Raw genomic sequence first — 22,100 nt, 5'->3', positions numbered from 1 at the left:
GCAGCACCGCACCTCGGGAGGTTCCGCGTATGCCCACCGACCACGCCCAGCCGCCCTATCGGCTGACGGCCGCGACACCACGCCCGCACCACGACACGACCGCCCTCGTCGACCACCTGCTCGCCGCCTGGCTGAAGGCGGAGGGCCACGACGAGCCCCCGCCCCGCGAGCACGGGGCCCCGCCGGAGCGACTACGGCTCGGCGACCGGGTGCTGCTGGACCGCGACGGCGGACCACTGCCCGGCCGCGGCCCCGGAGCCCGCTACAGTCGCCGCCGACTGCGCACCCCCGCCCTCAACGGCATCGACCAACTGACCCTCACCCTGGCCTCCGAGGACGCCGACGGCCCGACCCGGCTGCGCGTCGAGGCCGAGTACCTGCCCGCCGGGCCCGCACCGACCGGCCACGGCCGGGTCCCCGTCCCCGAAGTCGTCCGCCGGCTGCTGCCGTTGCTGGACGCCACCGAGGGCCCGGTGCCGCTGGCGGTCGCGCCGCGCCTGCTCGGCCCCGCGGACCTGGACGGCCTGATCGACGAACTGTGCGACCCGGAACGGCAGTTGCCGACCGTGGTGGCCAGCGTGCCGCCCGCCGTGCCGATCGAGCAGTGGCAGGAACTGGTGCTCGGCCCGCTGCTGCGCCAACTCCCGGGTCTGGCCTCGATGTACGTGCTCGGGCACAACGCGCTGCCGCGGTTCAACCTGGCCATGGAGTACCACAAGGTGTACGGCGGCGCCGTCCGCACCTTCCTGCCCGACGTCGACCCGGCGTCCCGCGCGGACGCCGCCCGGCACCCGGTGCTGCCGCGTCAGCGGATCGACGAGAACCTGCGGCGCGCCGCGGCCCTGCTGGCCCGCGAGCCGCGCCGGGTGGCCGCCGAACTCGCGCCGCCCGCCCCGCTGGACGCCGTCCCGGCGCTGTGGCTGCCGCCCGAGGCCCGCAAGGCCCCCGAGCGCCCCGCACACCCGGCGGTCCGGCTGGAGCGCTGCCGGCTGCGGATCGAGCCGCCCCGCCCGCCGCGCCGCCCGCACTGCGGCACCGGCCCGGCCAGCTTCGGCGAACTGGTCGACCGCTTCGGCGAGTTCCCGCTGCTGGAGTTCACCGGCGACAGCAAGGAGACGCTCGCCCTGGACGGCCAGGCCGACGGCCCCGGCTGGGCGCGGCTCACCTGGGACGGCCTGACGGCGCTCCAGGAGTACGCGGACGCCGCGGTGCGCGGTGAGGCCGGCGGCGACTTCAAGCAGTGGTGCGAGCACACCCCGCCCGGCTGCCACCGCTTCCCGCCGCGCAAGGCGGTCCGCGGCGAGTCCCGCACCGTCGCCAGCCACGGCAAGTGGAAGCGCCAGCGGATGCTGCCCGTCCCCGCCGTCGTGGACTCCTCCTGCCGCGCCTTCATGGGCGCCCACCTGCGGATCGGCGGCGGCGGCACCGCCCCCCGGGTGCACTACCTGGACGACTGTTCCGGCAGTGGCCGGATCTACGTCGGCTACATCGGGCTGCACCTGACCAACACCCGCACCAACTGACCCGCCCGTTCCGGATCCCCCGGGGCCGACCCCGCGTCGGCCCCCTCCCGGGCCCGGCGGGCGGCCGATCCTGCGTCAACGGTCGGCCAAACCCGGGAGGTTGGCTGACCCGGAGCGCCGGACGGGGGACAATGCAGATCGGGTCCGCCGACGGCGGCCTCCGACGTGCGCCGGACGAGCAGGGGGAACGACCGCCGATGCAGCATCCATCCGAGGGCCGCGCCGACGGCGCCGCCACGGTGCTCCAGCCCGGGTTCCTCGCCTCGCTGTTCCGCGACCTCGGCGCCGACGAGGACGAGCCGACCGTGCTGGACGCGCCGCCCGTCGCGCAGCCCGCACCCGTTGCCGCCCCCTTCGTTCCCGCACCGGCTCCCGCCCCCGAGCCCGCCGTCGCCCCCGAACCCGTGGTCGCGGACGACCCGGTGACCGCGCACGGCCGGGCCGCCGCGCTCACCCACCACCGCACGCTCGCCGTGCAGGCCGACCACGAACGCTTCGCCGACCTGCTGCGCCGCGCCGCCCAGCCGGTCTCGGCGATGGACTTCGAGAGCCAGCTGCGCAGCTACCGGCCCAAGCCGTACCCGGACGCCGCGCCGGACACCGAACCCGAGCCCGCCTGGGCCGACTTCGCCCCGCCGGAGCCCGCCGACGCCGACCCCGACCAGCCCCGCTCGCGCCGCCTGCTCGACTCCGGTTACCAGCGCGAACTCGCCCAGGCCCGGCTGCTCCACCAGCGCGCGCTGCGCGAGTGGCGCACCCGGCAGGCCGACCTGGTCGACAGCGGGGCGGTCGCCGCCCGGCAGGCCCACGAGGAGGCCGAACAGGCCCGGGCCCGGGCCGTGCAGGAGTACAACGACAGCCTGGAGGAGTGCCGCCGCGCCTACCGGCAGGCCGAGCCGGCCGCCGTCGAGTCGCTGCTGGAGCGGGCCCTGGCCGCCGCCGACGGCTCCACCCGCGACCTGCCCGCCCCCTGCCGCGCGGTGTTCCGGGCGCTGACCCGCACCGCCGTCCTCGACCTCGACCTGCCGCCGCTGGACACCGTCCCCGCGCTGTCCGGCTACCGGCTCACCGAGGACGGCGCGGTCGAACCGGTCCGCCGCCCCGACGCCGACGTCCGCGCCGACTACCTGCGGCTGGCCGCCCGCCTCGCGCTGCGCGCCCTGCAGGCCGCCGACGCCGTCGACACCGACGACGTGCTGGCCGGCGTCGTGCTGAACGGCTGGCTGCGGCTGCCCGGCCGTCCGCCGCGCTGCCTGCTCAGCGTGGACGCCGACCGCGACGCGCTGGCCCGCACCCGACTGGTCCCCGACGCCGGGCACCTCGGCGACGACGGCGTGTACGCGGACGCGGAGCACGACGAGTCGCTGCTGCGGCTGCGCGCACTGGCCGCCGTGATCACCCCCGACCCGTACGCGGACGAGGCGGTGGTGCCGTGGGGCACCGCCGACGCCGCGGTGCCCGCGCTCGGCGAGCTCTCGCCCGGCGAATTCGCCCTGCTGGTGCGGTCGGTGCTCACCGCCGGCGGCCTGGAGGACTGGAGCGTGCGGCTGCGCGGCCCGGCCGGACTGGTCGCCACCGCCGAAGGACAGCCCGGCAGCCGGCTGCCCGGCCGCTGGGTGGTGTGGGCCTCCCGCGGCCCCGCGCCCGTCACCGCCGAGGAGATCGCCACGCTGTCCGAGGCCGTCCGCGAGGAGGGCGCCGACCGCGGCCTGCGGATGACCTGCGGCCAGTTCGGCGACGAGGCGGTCGACCTGACCACGGAGGAACGCCACCGGCGGATCCACCTGGTCGACGGCCAGGGCATCCGGGAACTCGCCCTCACCCACCTGGCGCTGCCGCTCACCGTCTGACGGGCCGTCGGCGGCCCCGGCGGGTCCCGACGGGCCTTCTGCCGCTGAGCCGTTGGAGGTGACAGGCTTGGGCCGTGGAGAACGGACACTTCGGCGGCCGGCACGACCGGCGTCCGGCCGAGCACGCAGACCGGCGCCTCGCCGAGCAGGACCGCGAACGGGCGATGGCCGAGATGTACGCCGAGTGCGGCCTGCTGCGCGAACTCGCCGACGCCGCCGGGGTGCGACTCGACGACACCGTCGACTCGCTGACCGCGCTCGACCAGCTGCTGCCCCGCTGGCGCGACGACCCGCAGGTCTCGCAGTGGCTGGGCACCGACGCGGGCCTGTACCTCGGCACGGTGATCCGCCGCCGGATCCCCGGTTCGACCTGGCGGCTCGCCCCCGACGGCCGCCCGCTGATGGTGCTGGCCACCGGCTTCGAGCTGGACGTCACCGCCCTCGGCGCCGGCTGGGCCGAGCAGGGCTCGCCGCAGCTCGCCGCCGTCTACCGGGCCGCCGGGGACGGCTGACCGAGCCTCAGGTGACGCCCGGTCACCCCGACGGGTCCGCCGGGCGGCGCGACGCCGGCACGGCCCGCACAGTGGGGTCCAGGGCCCGGCACCGTCCGGCCCGGGCCGGACGACTGGGCAGCCGTGGGCAGCGGTCCGCACAGCCGTCCGGCCCTCGGCGTCGAGTCGCGGGAGGCCGGAACTGACCGCCGTGCTGGTCGCCGCGGGCGCCTTCCTGATGACGCTGGTCGGCGGCTTCGTCGCGCAGCGCACCGGTGACCGCCGCCACCTGGTGCTCGGCTTCGCCGCCGGACTGATGCTCGGCGTGGTCGCCTTCGACCTGCTCCCCGAGGCGATGGAGCAGGCCCCCGAGAAGCTCCACGGCGTGCCCGAGGCGCTGCTGATGTTCGCCGCCGGGTTCCTGCTGATCCACGTGGTGGAGCGGGCCGTCGCCATCCACCGCGGCCACGAGGGCGAGTACGCCGCGCACAGCCACACCCACGGGCACACCCACGGACCCGGGCACCGGCACCGCGAACAGGGCGTCGGGCTGGCCGCCGCGTCCGCGCTGGTGCTGCACAGCGTGATGGACGGCTTCGCGATCGGCGCCGCGTTCCAGGCCGGCGCCACGGTCGGCGCGGTGGTCGCCGTCGCCGTCGTCGCGCACGACTTCGCGGACGGCTTCAACACCTACACGCTCACCCGGCTGTACGGGAACAACCGGCGGCGGGCGCTCACCCTGCTGGCCGCCGACGCCGCCGCCCCGATCGCGGGCGCCGCGATCACCCTGCTGTTCACCATCCCGGAGCACCTGCTCGGGCTGTACCTGGGGTTCTTCGCCGGCTTCCTGATGTACCTGGCGACCTCCGACATCCTGCCCGAGGCGCACAGCCCGCACCCCTCGCGCACCACCCTCGTCTGCACCCTGCTGGGCGTCGGATTCATGTGGCTGGTGGTCGGCCTGACGTAACGTCAGGGGATGTTTCGGAGGTCCAGGGCGTCCCAGTGGCGGCGCAGCGCGCCCAGGGCGGCGGTGACGGCGGGGCGGCGCGAGGTCTGGGTGCGCCACAGGGCGTGCACCCGGCGGAACGGCTGCGGGGTGACGGGGCGGGCCGCGACCCCCGGAGGCAGTGGGCCGCGGGCCAGGCGGGGGACCAGGCCGAGGCCGAGGCCGGCCGCGATCAGCGCGATCTGGCTCTCGAACTCGCCGACCTGGTAGCGGACGTCCGGCTCCTCGCCGATCTCCCGCATGGTGTGCAGCAGCCAGTCGTGGCAGATGTTGCCCGGCGGCACGCTGGTCCAGCGCTGCCCGCGCAGCTCCGTCATCGGGACGGCGTCGAGCGCCGCCAGCGGGTGGGTGACGGGCAGCAGCAGATCGACCGGGTCGGTGCCGAGGTCGAGCCGGTCGACGCCGTCCTGCACCGGCAGCGGCACGGACGCCCAGTCCTGCACCACCGCCAGGTCCACTTCGCCGCGGGCCACCAGCTCGGCCGCCGGGTACGGGTCGCTCTCCAGCAGCCGGACCTCCAACTCGGGGTATTCGGCGTGGAGTTCGGCGAGCACGCCGGGCAGCAGGCCGCGCGAGGCGGTGGCGAAGGCGGCGACCAGCAGCCGTCCGGTGGCCCGGCCGCGCTGCTCCTCCAGCGTCACCTCGGCCTGCTCGACCAGGGCCAGCACCCGCTGCGCCGTGTCGGCCAACCCGCAGGCGGCGTCGGTGAGTTGGATGCCGCGGCCCTGGCGCTCCAGGAGTACGGTGCGGGTCTCGCGTTCGAGTTTGGCGATCTGCTGGGAGATCGCGGACGGGGTGAAGCCGAGCGCCGCGGCGGCGCCGCCGACCGAGCCGTGCACGGCGACCGCGTGCAGGGCGCGCAGGCGTCCCAGATCCATCATGCAGCAATGCTAAACGGTCGGGTTGAGGAACTGTCGCTGGTGCTGAACGGTCGTCGCGGGCGATCCTCGATCCATGCCCACCTCCTCCGCTCCGGCGTCCACCTCGTCCGCCATGAGGCCCCGTCATGTCGCGCTGGCCGTGCTGGTCGCCGCGGTCTGGGGCCTGAACTTCGTGCTGATCGAGGTCGGCCTGCACGACTTCCCGCCGCTGCTGTTCTGCGCGCTGCGGTTCGCCGTGGTGGCGCTGCCCGCGGTGTTCCTGGTCGGCCCGCCGCGGGTGGCGTGGCGCTGGGTGCTCGGGGTCGGGACGGTGCTCGGGGTGGTGAAGTTCGGGCTGCTGTTCCTCGGCATGCACGCCGGCATGCCGGCCGGACTGTCCTCGCTGGTGCTGCAGGGCCAGGCCGGGTTCACCGCGCTGTTCGCCGCCGGGATGCTGCGCGAACGACCCGCCCCGGTGCGCACCGCCGGCCTCGCCCTGGCCTTCGCCGGCATCGCGCTGGTCGCCGTCGACCACGGCGTGCACGGCCCGGTCGGCGGGTTCGCGATGCTGATCGGCGCGGCCGCGGCCTGGGGCCTGGCCAACGTGCTGACCCGCAAGGCCGCCCCGCCGGACGCGCTGCGCTGGATGGTCTGGGTCTCCGCGGTGCCGCCGCTGCCGCTGCTCGCGCTGTCCCTGCTGGTCGAGGGCCCGACCGCGGACTGGGCCGCGCTGCGCGGCATCGGCTGGCCGGGCGTCGGCGTGGTGCTGTACGTCGGGCTGGTCTCCACGCTGTTCGGGTTCGTCGCCTGGAGCCACCTGCTGCGCCGCTACGACGCCTCGGTGGTGGCCCCGTTCTCGCTGCTGGTGCCGGTGTTCGGGATGTCCTCGGCGGCGCTGCTGCTCGGTGAGCGGTTCAGCCTCTCGGCGGGTGCGGCCACGGTGCTGGTGATCGCCGGGATCGGGCTGGGTGCGGTGCCCGCTACGGCGTGGTCCCGGCTTCGTACGCCTCCTCGGCGTGCCGGAGCGCCCGCAGCAGGGAGTCCTGCTCGGCAGGGCTGACCGGGCCGAAGTACTGCTGGGCGACCTCGTGCCGGACCTGGGAGATCCGCTCCAGCGCGCCGTGCCCGGCGGTGGTCAGCACCAGGCGCACCGCCCGGCGGTCGGCCGGGTCGGGGGTGCGGGAGACCAGGCCGGCCTCCTCCAGGGCGTCCACCACGGTGGTCGCGGAGCGCGGCGCGATGCGCAGGCGCTCGGCGAGCTCGCTCAGCCGCATGGTCTCGGCGCTCTCGCAGCCGGGCGCGTGGGCGAGCGTGCGCAGCGCCCGGGCCTGGGCGGGGGTGATGCCGTACGGCTCCAGCCGCTGCATGGTCCGTCGGCGGATCCGCTTCATCGCCCGGGTGAGGGCGTCGGCGAGTTCCGCGGCGGTGTCGGCGGGGCCGGGGGAGGTCATGCGCACAGGGTAGCGGGCGGCCGGTCGGCGGCTCCGCGGGCGAGGGGTCCGGCGGGCAAGATGTTGAGCTTGGCTCACTAATCGAGTAGCTTAGGGCAGCCTAAGTCGTCCGCGCTTCGAGGAGTCCGTCATGGCCCGCTCCACCGCCCGTGTCGCCACCGACCGTCCCGGTCGCTACGCCAAGCAGCTCGCCGCCCACATGGGCCGCAAGGTCCCCGCCGAATGGTCCGAGGAGACCGGCCGCGGCACGCTCGCCTTCGGCGCCGGACGGGCCGAGCTCACCGCCGAGGACGGCGCGCTGCTGCTCGCCGTCGAGGGCGCCGAGGAGAACCTGCCCCAGCTGGAGGACGTGGTCGGCCGCCACCTGGTCCGCTTCGGCACCCGCGACGAGCTGGTGGTCGCCTGGCAGCGGGACAGCGGCGAGGCCGGCACCGTCCAGCGACTGACCGGCGAGGACGGCTGACCGGCCCGCGCGGCCGTCGTCGGCTCAGCTCTGCCGCAGCGGCGGCATCGGCACCGGCGCCGAGAACGCCGTGGCCCCCGCCCCGACCCCGCCGGTGCAGCCGTTCGGCGGCACGGTGGTCACTCCCCGGGTGGAGGGCTTCTCGGCCGCCCAGAACATGAAGCCCAGCAGGCCGGCGCTGGTCCCCGCGCCGTTGGGTGCGGCGTTCTGCACCCAGCTGCCGGTGGCGCGCTGCACCGAGTTGGCGAAGTCGGTGCACTCCGGGCGGACCTGCGAGCCCTCCGCGATGTACAGGCTGCCGGTGAACTTGGCGGGCGCCAGCGGCGGGATCGGCGGGCTGTACGTCGGCTTGCCGTCCAGGTGCTCCTGCCAGTTGGCGGTCGCCGTGGACGCCGAGGGCTGCTTGTTCGGCACCATCGCGTTGGCGTAGTCCAGCACCGGGTTGCCGGTGGTCAGCCAGTGCGCGGTGGCGTACTGGTCGATGCCGCTCAGCCAGCGGTCGCCGGCCGCGACGTCGACGGTCAGCCGGGCGGTCGGGTCGGCGCCCGAGGCGTCGTACGGGTGGGCCGACCGGTAGGCGTCCACGAAGGCCTGCAGGCCCGTCAGGTTCGGGCTGCTGCTGTTCTCGTAGTCGATCTCGATGCCCACCCCGAGCTTCGAGGCCAGCGCCGCCGCCTTCTGGCCGAGCAGCCCGCCGCTCTGCGCCAGCGCGGAGTCCCAGTCGCCGGTGTAGGTGATGCCGCCGATGGAGAGCATCACCCGGATCCCGCGGGCCGTGAAGTAGTCCACCACCTGCTGGTTCATGCCCACCGGCACGCCCGCGGCGTCCCCCGCGTCGGTGGTGCCGTTCAGCAGCCGCAGCGGGTTGACGAAGCTCAGCACCACCACGTTCACCGAGGGCCGGCCGTCGCCGCGGTCGACCAGCCAGTGGTTGGCGGCGTCGAACTCCGCCATGTCCCGGACCTTCGCCCAGGTGCAGGCGTCGTTGCCGCAGTGCCAGGCGCCGTAGACCTGCATCGGGGCGGCCGCCGCCGTCGCGCTCTGCGCCGGCAGCGCCGCGGCCGCGACGACGAGCAGCGAGGCCGCCACCGAGAAGCGCGTCACGGGCATGACTGGAGAACGCACATTCGCCTCCCGGCGATCGCGTGCGGATGGGTGGGGAACAGGGTGCGCGCGAGCCGGGGAGGCGTCAATGGCCATGACCGGATCGCGAATTGACGTGACGTCAGGCTTGGGCGTCCGGCAGCAGGCGGGGCAGCAGCCGGTGCAGGCCGAGCAGCAGCAGGCCCGAGAGGCACCAACTGGCGACCACGTCCAGCAGCCAGTGGAAGTCACTCCACACCAGCCCCGCGCCCACCCCCAGGCAGACCGCCGCGGTGGCCCACCCGACCCGCCGGGCCGACCGCGCCGGCCGCACCCGGGCCAGCAGCAGCGCCGCCGTCCCGTAGGCGATCGCCGAGGTCGCGGTGTGCCCCGACGGGTACCAGCCCCACTGGTCCGCGGCCAGCGGCAGATCGAACGGGCCGGGCCGGGCGAACCAGGCCTTGGCCGGCACCACCAGCAGCGGGATCAGCACCGCCGCCGCCACCGCCACCGGCACCGGCGTCCACCAGCGCGGCCGCCCGTCGCGCCGGGCCAGCCAGGCCGCCAGGCCCGCACAGCCCAGCAGCACCGGGACGGCCGGCACCCCGCCGCCCAGGTCGGACAGGGCGACGCCCAGGTGGTTCAGCAGCGCGGAGTGCAGCGTGCGGCGCAATTGCCGCACCGCGTCGCGCACCGCCGGGTCGATCCCCAGCAGCGGCCCGTCCACCGCCACCTGCCAGGAGATCACCACCAGCAGCACCGCGAGCGTCATGGGCAGGACAGCAAAAGTCGGCCGCCCCGGAGCAGGGGGGAGAGCTCCGGGGCGGCCAAGGCGATCGCCGCACCGTGCGGCCCGGGGGGTGTGGGCGGGACGGCCGGTCGATCGGTCCAGTGCGTCCGCCTCGACGGCGGACGGCGGTGTGGGCAGTGCTTGAGGTTCGCTGTCCATCTGTGATGACAGTACGTCAAAGCCGGGGCGCGCCAACGACCGACGGGCTTTCGTGCACAGCATCTTCACCACCGGCGGGGCAACCTCCACCCAGGGCTCGAACAGCAGAACGCGCGAGGGCCGGACGGGATCCGCTTCCGTCCGGCCCCCGCGCCGCTCAGGGGGTACTGCCTGGGACTCAGACGCCCGCGAAGGCCGACTCCAGGATGTCCAGGCCCTCGACCAGCAGGTGCTCCGGCATCACCAGCGGCGGCAGGAAGCGCAGCACGTTGCCGTAGGTGCCGGCGGTCAGCACGACCAGGCCCTCGGCGTGGCAGGCCTTCGCGATGGCCGCGGTGGCCTCCGCGTTCGGCTCCTTGCCGCCCGGCTTCACCAGCTCGACGGCGATCATCGCGCCGCGGCCGCGGACCTCGCCGATGATCTCGAACTTCTCCTGCATCGCCCGCAGGCGGCCCAGCATGATCTCGCCGATCCGCTGCGCCTTGCCGTTGAGGTCCTGCTCCTTCATGGTCTCGATGGCGCCCAGCGCGGCCGCACAGGCGACCGGGTTGCCACCGTAGGTGCCGCCCAGACCACCGGTCTGCGCGGCGTCCATGATCTCGGCGCGGCCGGTCAGCGCCGACAGCGGCAGACCGCCCGCGATGCCCTTGGCGGTGGTGATCAGGTCCGGGACGATGCCCTCGTCCTCGCACGCGAACCACTGGCCGGTCCGGCAGAAGCCGGTCTGGATCTCGTCCGCGACGAAGACGATGCCGTTCTCCTTCGCGAACTCCACGATCGCCGGCAGGAAGCCCTTGGCCGGCTCGATGAAGCCGCCCTCGCCCTGGATCGGCTCGATGATGATCGCGGCGACGTTCTCGGCGCCGATCTGCTTGTTGATCTGGTCGATGACCTGCTTGGCAGCCTCGGTCGCGGCGTTCTCCGCGCCCGTCAGCCAGCGGTACGGGTAGGCCACCGGCACGCGGTAGACCTCGGGGGCGAACGGACCGAAGCCCTGCTTGTACGGCATGTTCTTCGCCGTCAGCGCCAGGGTCAGGTTGGTGCGGCCGTGGTAGCCGTGGTCGAAGACCACGATCGCCTGGCGCTTGGTGTAGGCGCGGGCGATCTTCACCGCGTTCTCGACGGCCTCGGAGCCCGAGTTGAACAGCGCGGTCTTCTTCGCGTGGTCGCCCGGGGTCAGCTCGTTCAGCTGCTCCGCAACCGCGACGTAACCCTCGTACGGGGTCACCATGAAGCAGGTGTGGGTGAACGCGGCCAGCTGCTCGGTGGTCTTCTCCACCACGGCGGCGGCGCTGTTGCCCACGTTGGTGACGGCGATGCCCGAACCGAAGTCGATCAGGCTGTTGCCGTCCACGTCCTCCAGCACACCGCCGCCGGCACGCGACACGTACACCGGCAGCGTGGTACCCACACCGGCAGCCACCGCACCGAGCTTGCGAGACTGCAGCTCCTGCGACTTCGGGCCGGGGATCGCGGTGACCAGGCGGCGCTCCTGCGGGAGCGGCGTTGCAGCGCTCATCAGTGATTCTCCAAGTTCTCAAGGCGCGGTAGTCGCAGGCTACGACCGGCCCCGTTCGGCGGGCATGCGCCACTCGGTACTGCTGCGCCGTACGAATTGTCCTGCGCGGCCAGTGGCCGAAGATCGGCCGCCGCCCCGCTCCCTCCACTACATTGGCCCCGGGTGTGTCGGTGGGACGGCGGAGCGGGTCTGGCACCGCCGGCAACGTAGGAGGGGCCCCGAAGTGGAACTGAACGACGCGCGAACCCAGCACACCCCCCTCCCGCCACCCCGCGCCCCCTTCCACCTCCCCACCTGGGCCACCGCCCCCCGCCCCCAGGCCCCGCCCGGCATCTACCGCCAGCACCACACCCCGTACGACCCGAGGGCGGCGGGCGACGGGGAGACGGCGGCGGGGCCGCTGCTGTTGCGGGCCGTGCTCAACGTCGCCGTCGGAGTCTTCGTCTACCTCGAAGGCGTCTCCCTGATACAGGGACTCCTGACCACCTTTGGTCTCACCGTCACCAGCTCCTTCGTCATCTCCCTGTTGATCGCCGCCGCCGTGAACGTCGCGGTGATCATCCTGGTGCTGATGGTCTTCGGCCGGATGGGCCGCTGGGCCGAGGTGTGGCGGCGCTGGATCGCCCCGATCCTCTCCCGCACCGTCACCGACGTCCCGCCCGAGCCCGAGGACGTGCCCGTGGTGGACGTGTGGGCCGAGTTGCGGCCGGCCGGGGAGGCGGTGCGGCGGCTGGAGGGCGAGCAGGTGGGGGACGTGGACTATGTGCGGCTGCACCAGGCCTGGCGGAGCGTCGGTGCGGACGCGGCCGGCCGGCAGGAGTTCGCCGCGCAGGTGGGCAGTCGCGGTGCGGCCGCCTGCGCGCACCCGTCCGAGCAGCGCGACCTGCCGGGCGGGCGGCGGGCGCGGCACGACCTGATGGTGCGTCAGGTCCGGTTGGGCACCGCGCAGGACGTGCCGAAGAACCCGGCGACGCACCGGAGCGCGGGCTTCGCGCTGGAGCCCGCGCTGCTCGGCACCTCGCTGCTCGCGGTCGGCCCGGCCGGGACCGGGAAGACGGCGGCGCTGGCCCGCCCGGTGGCGGAGGCGCTGTGCCTGCAGGCGCTGGCGGGCGCGGCCTGCGCGGTGGTGGTCGGGGCGTCCGACGCGGACCTCGGCCCGGACGACTGGTACGACGTGGTGATCGCCCCCGGCGACCCGTCCGCGCCGTACGGACTGGACCTGTACGGGGCCGCGCCGAACCCGGACGAGGCGGCGGCCCGGTTGGCCGACGCGCTGCTGCCGGACGAGCTGGCTCCGCGGGCGGAGAGTGCCCGGACCTCGATGCAGCAGGTGGTGGGGCCGTTCCGGGCGGCGTACGGCCGCTACCCGGGGGTGCGGGAGCTGCGCGGGCTGCTGGCCGGTGACCGGGACGGGTGGGCGGAGCTCGCGGAGCAGTTGCAGAAGTCGGGTCGGCGCCCGGAGTTCGAGGCGGACCTGCAGCAGCGCGAGCGGATGCACGGCCGGGTGGACGACCCGGGCGCGCTGCTCGCCGACCGGCTGGCGCTGCTGGACCGTCCGGCGCTCGCCCCCGGGTTCTCCGGCGGCCCGGACGCCAAGCCGGCGTTCGCGATGCGCGCGCTGGAGCATCCGCTGCGGGTGCGGGTGAAGCTGCCCGAGCGCAGCCACCCGGAGGCCGCCCGGATGCTGTCGCGGCTGCTGCTCGGCCAGTTCACCCAGGCCGCCGCCGACCGCGGCGACCGGGAGCTGTTCGCGGGGCTGGTGCTGGACGACGCCACCGCCGCCGTGGACGCGCAGACGATCCGCGGGATCCAGCGGCTGCGCGGCGCCAACGCCGGCGTGGTGCTGCTGCTGCGCACGCTGTCCGACCTGCCGGAGTCGCTGCGCGCGCCGCTGTTCGGCGCGGTCGGCAACCGGATGGCCTTCCCCGGCATAGCGCCCTGGGACGGTCGGCTGTTCTCCGAGGCCTGGGGCACCCACCTGGTTCGGGAGACCGCCGTGACGCACACCCCGGACACCTCGGGCGGCACGATGCGCCGGGCCGGCCGGCTGGTGCGCAAGGCGCTGTCGGGCACCACCGCGCAGACCGAGTCGGTGACCACCCGGGACGTCGAGCGGCACCGCTGGTCGCCGTCCGACCTGGCGCACGCGCTGCCGTCCGGGCACGCGGTGGTCTCGCTGACCTCGGTGACGGGGGAACAGGTGCCGCCGCTGCTGGTCGACCTCCGGCACTGATCGCTCCGGGGCCGGTCGCGGGGTGGTCAGCATTGGGTCACGGAAGGTACGGACCGGCGGATTTCGGCACTCCGGCTTGTCCGGAGCGTCCATAATGGGAGAAGAACCCTCACTCGCCCGGTTGCAACGACGCGACCGGGTCGAACCATCGAAGGTGCCATGCCCCCCACACTCGCCTCCGTCGTCCGCACCAGCACGCTCCATCTGACGGTGCTGGCAGGCGCGGACCACCTGGAACGCCCGGTCCGCTGGGTGCACACCAGCGAGCTGGACGACCCCACTCCGTTCCTGGAGGGCGGTGAGCTGCTCCTCACCACCGGCATCAAGCTGGGCAAGAGCGCCGCCGGTCTGCAGGCCTACGTGCACCGGTTGGCGGACGCCGGCGTGGTCGGGCTCGGGCTGGGGGTCGGCCTCTCGCACACCGAGGTGCCGCAGGCATTGGTGGACGCCGCCGCGCAGCGCGGGCTGCCGCTGCTGCGGGTGCCCGAGGCGACGCCGTTCATCGCGATCTCCAAGACCGTGTCCGCCGCGCTGGCCGCCGAGCAGTACGAGGCCGTCACCACCAGCTTCGAGGCGCAGGAGGAGCTGACCCGGGCCGCGCTCGGCAAGGACGGCACCACCGCGATCGTCCGTCGGCTGGCCGCCCGCCTGGGCGGGTGGGCCGCGCTGTACGACGGCTCCGGCGCGCTGTCCGCGGTCGCCCCGGACTGGGCCGCCCGCCGGGCCGGCCGGCTGGCCGCCGAGGTGGACCGGCTGCGCCGCCGCCCCGCGCCGTCGAGCGCCGCGCTGCAGGGCCGGGCCGGCACCATCGACACCGCCGACGAGGACTACGTGGTGGTCCAGTCGCTCGGCGCGGACCGCCGCCCGCGCGGCTTCCTCGCGGTCGGCACCGAGGACCGCATCACCCCGACCGAGCGGTACGTGCTGAACGCCGCCGTCGCGCTGCTCACCCTCACCCTGGAGCGCTCCCGGGAGCTGCGGCAGGCCGAGGAGAAGATGGGCGCGGCGCTGCTGCGGATGGTGCTGGCCGGTGAGGTCGGCACCGCCCGCCAGATCGCCGCGGGGCTGTTCGGCGGCCTGCCCGAGGGCACCGTCCGGGTGCTGGTGGCCGCGGCCGGGCCCGGCCCGGAGGCCGCGGAGGCGCTCGGCGAGCTCGGCGACCGCGCCGAGCAGGCCGGCGGCAAGGTCGGCGAGAAGCTGCTGGTGGCCCGCGAGGACGGCGCGCACGGGCCGCGCCTGATGGTGCTCGCCATCGACAACGGCTCGGTGCACCGGGCCTGCCTGGGCGCCGTCGAGGAGCACGAGGGCCTGGCGCTCGGCGTCTCCGCCCCGGCCGCCCTGGAGGAGGCCGGCACCGCGCACGCCCAGGCCGAGCGGGCGCTGGCGGTCGCCCAGCGCGGCGGCCGCCGCACCGTCGACCACGAGGAGGTCGGCGCCGGCTCGCTGCTCCCGCTGCTCGGCGAGGAGGCCGTCACCGCGTTCGCGGAGGGCCTGCTGCGCCCGCTGCGCGAACACGACCGCACCGCCCGCGGCGACCTGGTGGCCTCGCTGCGGGCCTGGCTGTCCCGGCACGGCCAGTGGGACGCGGCGGCCGCCGATCTCGGCGTGCACCGGCACACCCTGCGCTACCGGATGCGCCGGGTCGAGGAGCTGCTGGGCCGCTCGCTGGACGACACGGACGTCCGGATGGAGCTGTGGCTGGCGCTGCGGGCGGGCGAGGACTGAGCCCCGCCCCGGACGGGCCTGTCCTGTCCGTAGAAATCGACCGGCTGCTTTCCACCCGTCCGTCCAATCGGAAAGCCGTCCCCCTCCGCCTACCGTGAACGGGAAAGCGAAGTCTTCGAGGGAAGGGGCCGGTGCGACCGTGACCACCACGTACGAGTTCTGGTTGGCCGGGCAGCGGGCGAGCGGCGAGGCGGACTTCGAGGTCCGCCACCCGCACGACAACAGCCTGGTGGCGAAGGTCAGTGTGCCGACCGACGCGCAGGTCGAGGAGGCCGTCGCGGCCGCCGCCGCCGCTGTTCCGGTGTTCGCCGCGACCCCGGCGCACGTGCGCGCGGCCGCGCTGGACCACGTCGCCAAGCGGCTGACGGAGCGCACCGAGGAGATCGCCCAGCTGATCACCGCCGAGAACGGCAAGCCGATCAAGTGGGCGCGCGGCGAGATGGGCCGTGCCGTGTCGGTGTTCCGCTGGGCCGCCGAGGAGGCCCGCCGGACCAACGGCGAGACCATGCGGCTGGACACCGACCCGGGCGGCACCGGCCGCTACGCGCTGGTGCGCCGCTTCCCGCGCGGCGTCGTGCTGGGCATCGCGCCGTTCAACTTCCCGCTGAACCTGGTGGCCCACAAGCTGGCCCCGGCGATCGCGGTGGGCGCGCCGATCATCCTGAAGCCCGCCCCGGCGACCCCGCTGTCCGCCATGGTGCTGGGCGAGATCCTGGCCGAGACGGACCTGCCGGTGGGCTCCTGGAGCATCCTGCCGGTGGAGAACGCCAAGATGCCCGCGCTGGTGCAGGACAAGCGCCTGCCGGTGATCTCGTTCACCGGTTCGGACAAGGTCGGCTACCAGATCATGGACTCGGTGCCGCGCAAGCACGTCACCCTGGAGCTCGGCGGCAACGCCGCGGCCGTGGTGCTGGCGGACTGGAGCTCCGAGGCGGACCTGGACTGGGCCGCGAGCCGGATCGCGCTGTTCGCGAACTACCAGGGCGGCCAGTCCTGCATCTCGGTGCAGCGGGTGATCGCCGACGCGACCGTCTACGACCGCCTGGTCGAGAAGGTCGTCGCCAAGGTGCAGGCGCAGGTCACCGGTGACCCGCGCGACGAGGCCACCGACGTCGGCCCGCTGGTGGACGAGAACGCCGCCAAGCGCGTCGAGTCCTGGGTCGACGACGCCGTCGCCAAGGGCGCCAAGCTGCTCACCGGCGGCAAGCGGGACGGCGCCGCCTACGCGCCGACCGTGCTCGCCGAGATGCCGGCGGACGCCATCCTGGCGAAGTCCGAGGTGTTCGGCCCGGTGATGTCGCTGCACAAGGCGTCCTCCACCGACGAGGCCTTCGCGATGGTCAACGACTCCGACTTCGGCCTGCAGGCGGGCGTCTTCACGCACGACGTGCAGACCGCCTTCCGTGCGCACCGCGAGCTGGAGGTCGGCGGCGTGGTGATCGGCGACGCGCCGTCCTACCGCGCCGACCAGATGCCGTACGGCGGCGTGAAGGACTCCGGCGTGGGCCGCGAGGGCGTCCGCTACGCGATGGACGACTACACCGTCGAGAAGGTCATGGTGCTGACCGGCCTCGACCTCTGAGCAACCCCTTCGACGCCCCGTCACCGCAGCAGCGGCGGCGGGGCGTCGGCCTGCCTTGACGCGCTCCGGCACCGGGCGTAGGCCGGGAGGCAGGAAGGAAGGAGGCCCGTCATGCTGGGCGACCTCATTGCCGAGGAACAGGGCCGGATCACCGGTCGGCGGGTGCTGCCGGGGGAAGCACGGACTGCCGCCCACGGTGGAGACCTCGTACGCGGCGAGCGGCACTCTGCTGGGCGTCCCGGTCCAGGACATGGGCACCTACACGGCGCGGCTGCGCGACGACGGCACGCTGGAGGGCGGCGGCCAGGGCGTGCTGATGGGCCCGGGCGGCGCGCATGCGAGCTGGCGCGGCCACGGGGTCGGCACGTTCACCGAGAGCGGCGGCAACAGCTTCCGCGGCTCGGTCGTCTACGAGACCGACTCGCCGGAGTTCGCCGGGCTGCGCGGCGTCGCAGGCGTGTTCGAGTGGGAGAACTCGGCGGACGGCGAGGTCGCCGGGAAGCTCTGGGCATGGCGGTGACCACCGGGTAGCACAGGCCACAATGGGGGCATGAATTCGCTCGCCCATCCGCAGCTGCGCTTCACTCCGACCGTCGCCGACCCGGACGGGCCGCGGGAGTTGGTCATTCTCGGCTCGACCGGCTCGATCGGCACCCAGGCCATCGACGTGGTGCTCCGCAACCCCGGCCGGTTCAGGGTGGTCGCGCTGTCCGCGGCCGGCGGCCGGGTGGAGCTGCTCGCCGAGCAGGCCGTCGCGCTGGGCGTGCACACCGTCGCGGTGGCCGACCCGGCCGCCGAGAAGCCGCTGCGCGAGGCCCTGGCGGCCAAGGCGCAGGGCGCCCCGCTGCCGCGGGTGCTGGCGGGCCCGGACGCGGCGACCGAACTGGCCGCGGCGGAGTGCCACTCGGTGCTGAACGGCATCACCGGTTCGATCGGCCTGGCGCCGACGCTGGCCGCGCTGCGGGCCGGCCGGGTGCTGGTGCTGGCGAACAAGGAGTCGCTGATCGTCGGCGGTCCGCTGGTGAAGGCGGTGGCGCAGCCCGGCCAGATCGTGCCGGTGGACTCCGAGCACGCCGCGCTGTTCCAGGCGCTGGCCGGCGGCACCCGCGCGGAGGTCCGCAAGCTGGTGGTGACCGCCAGCGGCGGCCCGTTCCGCAACCGCAGCCGTGAGCAGCTGGTCGGCGTCACGCCGTCCGACGCGCTGGCGCACCCGACCTGGGCGATGGGCCCGGTGGTGACGATCAACTCGGCGACCCTGGTGAACAAGGGCCTGGAGGTGATCGAGGCGCACCTGCTGTACGACGTGCCGTTCGACCGGATCGAGGTGGTGGTCCATCCGCAGTCGGTCGTTCATTCGATGGTGGAATTCGTGGACGGTTCGACGCTGGCCCAGGCCAGCCCGCCGGACATGCGGATGCCGATCGCGCTGGGCCTCGGCTGGCCGGACCGGGTGCCGGACGCCGCCCCCGGCTGCGACTGGACCAAGGCCGCGACCTGGGAGTTCTTCCCGCTGGACAATGAGGCCTTCCCCGCGGTCGAGCTGGCCCGCGAGGTGGGTACGCTCGGCGGGACCGCCCCGGCGGTCTTCAATGCCGCCAACGAGGAATGTGTGGACGCTTTCCTGAAGGGCGCACTGCCCTTCACCGGAATCGTGGACACTGTGGCGAAGGTGGTCGCCGAACACGGCACACCGCAATCGGGAACTTCGCTCACGGTGGAGGACGTACTCCACGCGGAGAGCTGGGCCCGGGCCCGGGCCCGTGAGCTGGCGGCCGGCTGAGGCAGTAGGACGACGGAGGCGACGCGGTGGAAATGCTGATGTGGGTGCTGGGCGTCCTGATCTTCGTGGTCGGGCTGCTGTTCTCGATCGCCTGGCACGAGCTCGGCCACCTCTCCACCGCGAAGCTGTTCGGGATCCGGGTGCCGCAGTACATGGTCGGCTTCGGGAAGACCGTCTGGTCGACCAGGCGGGGCGAGACCGAGTACGGCCTGAAGGCGATCCCGTTCGGCGGCTACATCCGGATGATCGGGATGTTCCCGCCCGGGGCGGACGGCCGGATAACGAAACGTTCCAGCTCGCCGTGGCGCACCATGATCGAGGACGCCCGGTCCGCCTCGTACGAGGAGCTCCAGCCCGGCGACGAGACCCGGATGTTCTACACCCGGGCCCCGTGGAAGCGCGTCATCGTGATGTTCGCCGGCCCGGGCATGAACCTGGTCCTGGCGATCGGACTGTTCCTCACCCTGTTCATGGGGATCGGCGTCACCCGGACCACGCCCACCATCGCGACCGTCAACGAGTGCGTCGTCCCGGTCGGCGAGAAGACCGACACCTGCAAGCCGGACGCCGAGAAGTCCCCGGCCAACGCGGCCGGCCTGCGGGCCGGCGACACCGTGCTGGCCTTCGGCGGGGTGAAGATCCACGACTACACGCAGCTGCAGGGCCTGATCCGCGATTCGGCCGGCAAGCACGTGGAGATCGACGTCCGGCACCAGGACGGCACCCTCGCCACGCTGCCCGCCGACATCAAGGCCAACACCCTCGCCGCGATCGACAAGGACGGCTACCCGATCAAGGGCAAGACCGTCACCGCCGGTTTCCTCGGCATCACGCCGGCGATGGGCGTGCACCACATGTCGTTCGGCGAGAGCACCGACGAGATGGCCCGGCTGGCCGGCCACGGCGTCGAGTCGCTGGCCCAGCTGCCCGGCAAGATCCCCGGCCTGTGGCACGCCGTCGTGGACGGCGCCCCCCGCGACCAGGACTCCCCGGTCGGCATGATCGGCGCGGCCCGGCTCGGCGGCGACGTGTTCGCCGCGGACCTGCCGCTCAGCGTGCAGCTGACCGTCTTCGTGCAGATGCTCGCCTACCTGAACTTCATGCTGTTCCTGTTCAACATGCTGCCGCTGCTCCCGCTGGACGGCGGCCACATCGCCGGCGCCCTGTGGGAGTCGCTGCGCCGCGGCCTCGCCAAGGTGCTGCGCCGCCCCGACCCCGGGCCGTTCGACGTGGCCCGGCTGATGCCGGTGGCGTACGTGGTCGCCGGCATCTTCATCTGCTTCACCGGCCTCGTGATGGCCGCCGACATCGTCAACCCGGTGCGCCTGAACTAGCCGCACGCCACCCACGGCCGGGTGTGCTCCGCCACCCGGCCGTGCCGTACCGTTGGACGCCGGGCGCGCCGGTTGCAGTGCGCGTCGGCTCATCGAATTTCTGCAGAGGAAACACTGCGCACATGACCGCGATCTCGCTCGGTATCCCCTCCCTGCCGCTCAAGCCGCTGGCCAAGCGCCGGTACTCGCGGCAGATCATGGTCGGCAACGTACCGGTGGGCGGTGACGCGCCGGTCTCGGTGCAGTCGATGACCACCACGCTGACCTCCGACGTCAACGCGACGCTCCAGCAGATCGCCCAGCTGACCGCCTCGGGCTGCCAGATCGTCCGGGTCGCGGTCCCCTCGCAGGACGACGCCGACGCGCTGCCGATCATCGCGAAGAAGTCGCAGATCCCGGTGATCGCCGACATCCACTTCCAGCCCAAGTACGTGTTCGCCGCGATCGACGCCGGCTGCGCCGCGGTGCGCGTCAACCCCGGCAACATCAAGGCGTTCGACGACAAGGTCGGCGAGATCGCCAAGGCCGCCAAGGACGCGGGCGTGCCGATCCGGATCGGCGTCAACGCCGGCTCGCTCGACAAGCGCCTGCTGGAGAAGTACGGCCGAGCCACCCCCGAGGCGCTGGTGGAGTCCGCGCTCTGGGAGTGCTCGCTGTTCGAGGAGCACGACTTCCGCGACATCAAGATCTCGGTCAAGCACAACGACCCGGTCGTGATGATCAACGCCTACCGGCAGCTCGCCGCGGCCTGCGACTACCCGCTGCACCTGGGCGTCACCGAGGCCGGCCCGGCCTTCCAGGGCACCATCAAGTCCGCGGTGGCGTTCGGCGCGCTGCTCGCCGAGGGCATCGGCGACACCATCCGGGTGTCGCTGTCCGCCCCGCCGGCCGAGGAGATCAAGGTCGGCAACCAGATCCTGGAGTCGCTGGGCCTGCGCGAGCGCGGCCTGGAGATCGTCTCCTGCCCGTCCTGCGGCCGCGCCCAGGTGGACGTCTACAAGCTCGCCGAGGAGGTCACCGCCGGCCTGGAGGGCATGGAGGTGCCGCTGCGGGTGGCCGTCATGGGCTGCGTCGTCAACGGCCCCGGCGAGGCCCGCGAGGCCGACCTGGGCGTCGCCTCCGGCAACGGCAAGGGCCAGATCTTCGTCAAGGGCGAGGTGATCAAGACCGTGCCCGAGTCGAAGATCGTCGAGACCCTGATCGAGGAGGCCATGAAGCTGGCCGAGCAGATGCAGGAGGAGGGTGTCGAATCCGGCGCCCCCGTCGTCGTGGCCGCCGAGTGACGGTCTGAACTCCCCGGCGGGGCCGCCGCGTTCGGCGGTCCCGCCCCTGCGAGAGGTGACTCCCGTGCTCGATCGAGGTGTGATGCTGCCCGGCCCGTTCCAGGTCGCCCGGGCGCTGGCCGCAACCCGCGTGCTGGAGACGCCCGACCTCGACGCGGCGCTGGAGGTCCTGCGCCGCGACCCCGTCGCCAACGCCTTCGTCGCCACCCGGGTGGAGGCCGTCGGCCTCGACCCGTGGCGGCTCGGCGGCGAGATGTGGGGCTGGCACGACGCCGACGGGCGGCTCGACGCGCTCTGCTACGCGGGCGCCAACCTGGTCCCGGTCAACGCCGGCCCGGAGGCCGTCCGGGCGTTCGCCGAACGCGCCCGCCGACAGGGCCGCCGCTGCTCCTCGATCGTCGGCCCGGCCGGGGCCACCGCCGCCCTGTGGGCGCTGCTGGAGCGCTCCTGGGGCCCGGCCCGCGAGGTGCGCGGCCACCAGCCGCTGATGGCCACCTCCGCACCCGTCACCGACGTCGCCCCGGACCCGCTGGTGCGCCGGGTGCACCGCAGCGAGATCGAGGCGCTGATCCCCGCCTGCGTGGCGATGTTCACCGAGGAGGTCGGGATCTCCCCGCTGGCCGGCGACGGCGGCCTGCTCTACCAGGCCCGGGTCGCCGAACTGGTCTCCTCCGGACGGTCGTTCGCCCGCTTCGACGAGGACGGCAAGGTCGTCTTCAAGGCCGAGATCGGCGCCGTCACCGCCGGCGCCTGCCAGATCCAGGGCGTCTGGGTGGCCCCCGAGCACCGCGGCAAGCGGCTGTCCGAGAGCGGCATGGCGGCGGTCGTGAACACCGCTCTCGCCGAGGTCGCCCCCGTGGTGTCGCTGTACGTCAACGACTTCAACCTGCGGGCCCGCGCCGCCTACCGCCGGGTCGGCTTCCGCGAGGTCGGCGCGTTCATGAGCGTGCTGTTCTGACCGAGCG

19 protein-coding genes are annotated in these 22,100 nt (G+C 74.0%); 14 read left to right on the top strand and 5 right to left on the bottom strand.

Features of this window, described 5'->3' with window-relative positions:
- Positions 1-29 precede the first annotated feature (29 nt).
- The 4 genes from CG736_RS34855 to CG736_RS34840 all read left to right on the top strand — a co-directional run bounded on the left by CG736_RS34855 (position 30) and on the right by CG736_RS34840 (position 4,834).
- Positions 30-1,523 carry a hypothetical protein gene (locus CG736_RS34855; RefSeq protein ID WP_100590103.1) on the top strand — a complete coding sequence of 498 codons (1,494 nt, stop codon included), beginning with the start codon at positions 30-32 and terminating at the stop codon, positions 1,521-1,523.
- 197 nt (positions 1,524-1,720) lie between these two features.
- Complete coding sequence (locus CG736_RS34850; protein WP_157815843.1) at positions 1,721-3,373, top strand: restriction endonuclease; 1,653 nt, start codon at positions 1,721-1,723, stop codon at positions 3,371-3,373.
- Positions 3,374-3,447: 74 nt separating this feature from the next.
- Positions 3,448-3,885, top strand: a complete 438-nt coding sequence (locus tag CG736_RS34845) for a DUF6278 family protein (RefSeq protein WP_232734381.1) — start codon at positions 3,448-3,450, stop codon at positions 3,883-3,885.
- Positions 3,886-4,102: 217 nt separating this feature from the next.
- On the top strand, positions 4,103-4,834 hold the full coding sequence (locus CG736_RS34840) for a ZIP family metal transporter (protein ID WP_100590110.1): 732 nt from the start codon (positions 4,103-4,105) through the stop codon (positions 4,832-4,834).
- Positions 4,835-4,836: 2 nt separating this feature from the next.
- Here the strand turns inward: CG736_RS34840 and CG736_RS34835 are convergent, their stop codons facing one another.
- Complete coding sequence (locus CG736_RS34835; protein WP_100590101.1) at positions 4,837-5,754, bottom strand: LysR family transcriptional regulator; 918 nt, start codon at positions 5,752-5,754, stop codon at positions 4,837-4,839.
- 112 nt (positions 5,755-5,866) lie between these two features.
- On the opposite strand from CG736_RS34835, the gene CG736_RS34830 reads away from it, so the two are divergent.
- Positions 5,867-6,793, top strand: coding sequence for an EamA family transporter (locus CG736_RS34830; protein ID WP_100590109.1), 927 nt, complete (start codon positions 5,867-5,869; stop codon positions 6,791-6,793).
- Here CG736_RS34830 and CG736_RS34825 read toward each other — a convergent pair.
- Positions 6,714-7,184 carry a MarR family winged helix-turn-helix transcriptional regulator gene (locus tag CG736_RS34825; protein ID WP_100590100.1) on the bottom strand — a complete coding sequence of 157 codons (471 nt, stop codon included), beginning with the start codon at positions 7,182-7,184 and terminating at the stop codon, positions 6,714-6,716. The genes CG736_RS34830 and CG736_RS34825 overlap by 80 nt on opposite strands.
- Positions 7,185-7,314: 130 nt before the next feature.
- On the opposite strand from CG736_RS34825, the gene CG736_RS34820 reads away from it, so the two are divergent.
- Positions 7,315-7,647 carry a DUF2218 domain-containing protein gene (locus CG736_RS34820; protein ID WP_100590099.1) on the top strand — a complete coding sequence of 111 codons (333 nt, stop codon included), beginning with the start codon at positions 7,315-7,317 and terminating at the stop codon, positions 7,645-7,647.
- A 24-nt stretch (positions 7,648-7,671) separates the two neighbouring features.
- On the opposite strand, the gene CG736_RS34815 is transcribed toward CG736_RS34820, so the two are convergent.
- The 3 genes from CG736_RS34815 to gabT form a co-directional block, all read right to left on the bottom strand.
- Positions 7,672-8,757: a glycoside hydrolase family 18 protein gene (locus CG736_RS34815; protein WP_100590098.1), complete on the bottom strand. Its 1,086-nt coding sequence runs from the start codon at positions 8,755-8,757 to the stop codon at positions 7,672-7,674.
- Between the two features lie 115 nt (positions 8,758-8,872).
- The gene (locus CG736_RS34810) at positions 8,873-9,502 is read right to left on the bottom strand and encodes a phosphatase PAP2 family protein (RefSeq protein WP_157815842.1); all 630 of its coding nucleotides are present in this window, start codon (positions 9,500-9,502) and stop codon (positions 8,873-8,875) included.
- 355 nt (positions 9,503-9,857) lie between these two features.
- Entirely contained in the window at positions 9,858-11,198 is a 1,341-nt protein-coding gene (gene gabT / locus CG736_RS34805; protein ID WP_043909666.1) for a 4-aminobutyrate--2-oxoglutarate transaminase, read from the bottom strand.
- Between the two features lie 223 nt (positions 11,199-11,421).
- On the opposite strand from gabT, the gene CG736_RS34800 reads away from it, so the two are divergent.
- The 8 genes from CG736_RS34800 (at position 11,422) to CG736_RS34765 (ending at position 22,093) form a co-directional block, all read left to right on the top strand.
- Positions 11,422-13,431, top strand: a complete 2,010-nt coding sequence (locus CG736_RS34800) for an ATP-binding protein (RefSeq protein WP_100590096.1) — start codon at positions 11,422-11,424, stop codon at positions 13,429-13,431.
- A 159-nt stretch (positions 13,432-13,590) separates the two neighbouring features.
- Positions 13,591-15,156 carry a PucR family transcriptional regulator gene (locus tag CG736_RS34795; RefSeq protein WP_043909670.1) on the top strand — a complete coding sequence of 522 codons (1,566 nt, stop codon included), beginning with the start codon at positions 13,591-13,593 and terminating at the stop codon, positions 15,154-15,156.
- A gap of 139 nt (positions 15,157-15,295) precedes the next feature.
- A complete protein-coding gene (locus CG736_RS34790; RefSeq protein WP_100590095.1) occupies positions 15,296-16,738 on the top strand; it encodes an aldehyde dehydrogenase family protein in 1,443 nt (480 codons plus the stop codon).
- Positions 16,739-16,934: 196 nt separating this feature from the next.
- Positions 16,935-17,258: a hypothetical protein gene (locus tag CG736_RS34785; RefSeq protein ID WP_100590094.1), complete on the top strand. Its 324-nt coding sequence runs from the start codon at positions 16,935-16,937 to the stop codon at positions 17,256-17,258.
- Between the two features lie 30 nt (positions 17,259-17,288).
- Positions 17,289-18,518, top strand: coding sequence for a 1-deoxy-D-xylulose-5-phosphate reductoisomerase (gene dxr / locus CG736_RS34780; protein ID WP_100590093.1), 1,230 nt, complete (start codon positions 17,289-17,291; stop codon positions 18,516-18,518).
- Positions 18,519-18,544: 26 nt separating this feature from the next.
- Positions 18,545-19,852, top strand: a complete 1,308-nt coding sequence (locus tag CG736_RS34775; protein ID WP_100590092.1) for an RIP metalloprotease — start codon at positions 18,545-18,547, stop codon at positions 19,850-19,852.
- A gap of 122 nt (positions 19,853-19,974) precedes the next feature.
- Positions 19,975-21,135, top strand: coding sequence for a flavodoxin-dependent (E)-4-hydroxy-3-methylbut-2-enyl-diphosphate synthase (ispG, locus tag CG736_RS34770; RefSeq protein WP_043909679.1), 1,161 nt, complete (start codon positions 19,975-19,977; stop codon positions 21,133-21,135).
- A gap of 82 nt (positions 21,136-21,217) precedes the next feature.
- Complete coding sequence (locus CG736_RS34765; protein ID WP_100590091.1) at positions 21,218-22,093, top strand: GNAT family N-acetyltransferase; 876 nt, start codon at positions 21,218-21,220, stop codon at positions 22,091-22,093.
- The last annotated feature ends 7 nt before the right edge of the window (positions 22,094-22,100 follow it).

The sequence above is a fragment of the Kitasatospora sp. CB02891 genome (genome assembly GCF_002803145.1).
Lineage (GTDB): Bacteria > Actinomycetota > Actinomycetes > Streptomycetales > Streptomycetaceae > Kitasatospora > Kitasatospora griseola.
Note: the sequence above shows the minus strand (reverse complement) of the source record. Positions and strands in the feature narration are given on the sequence as shown.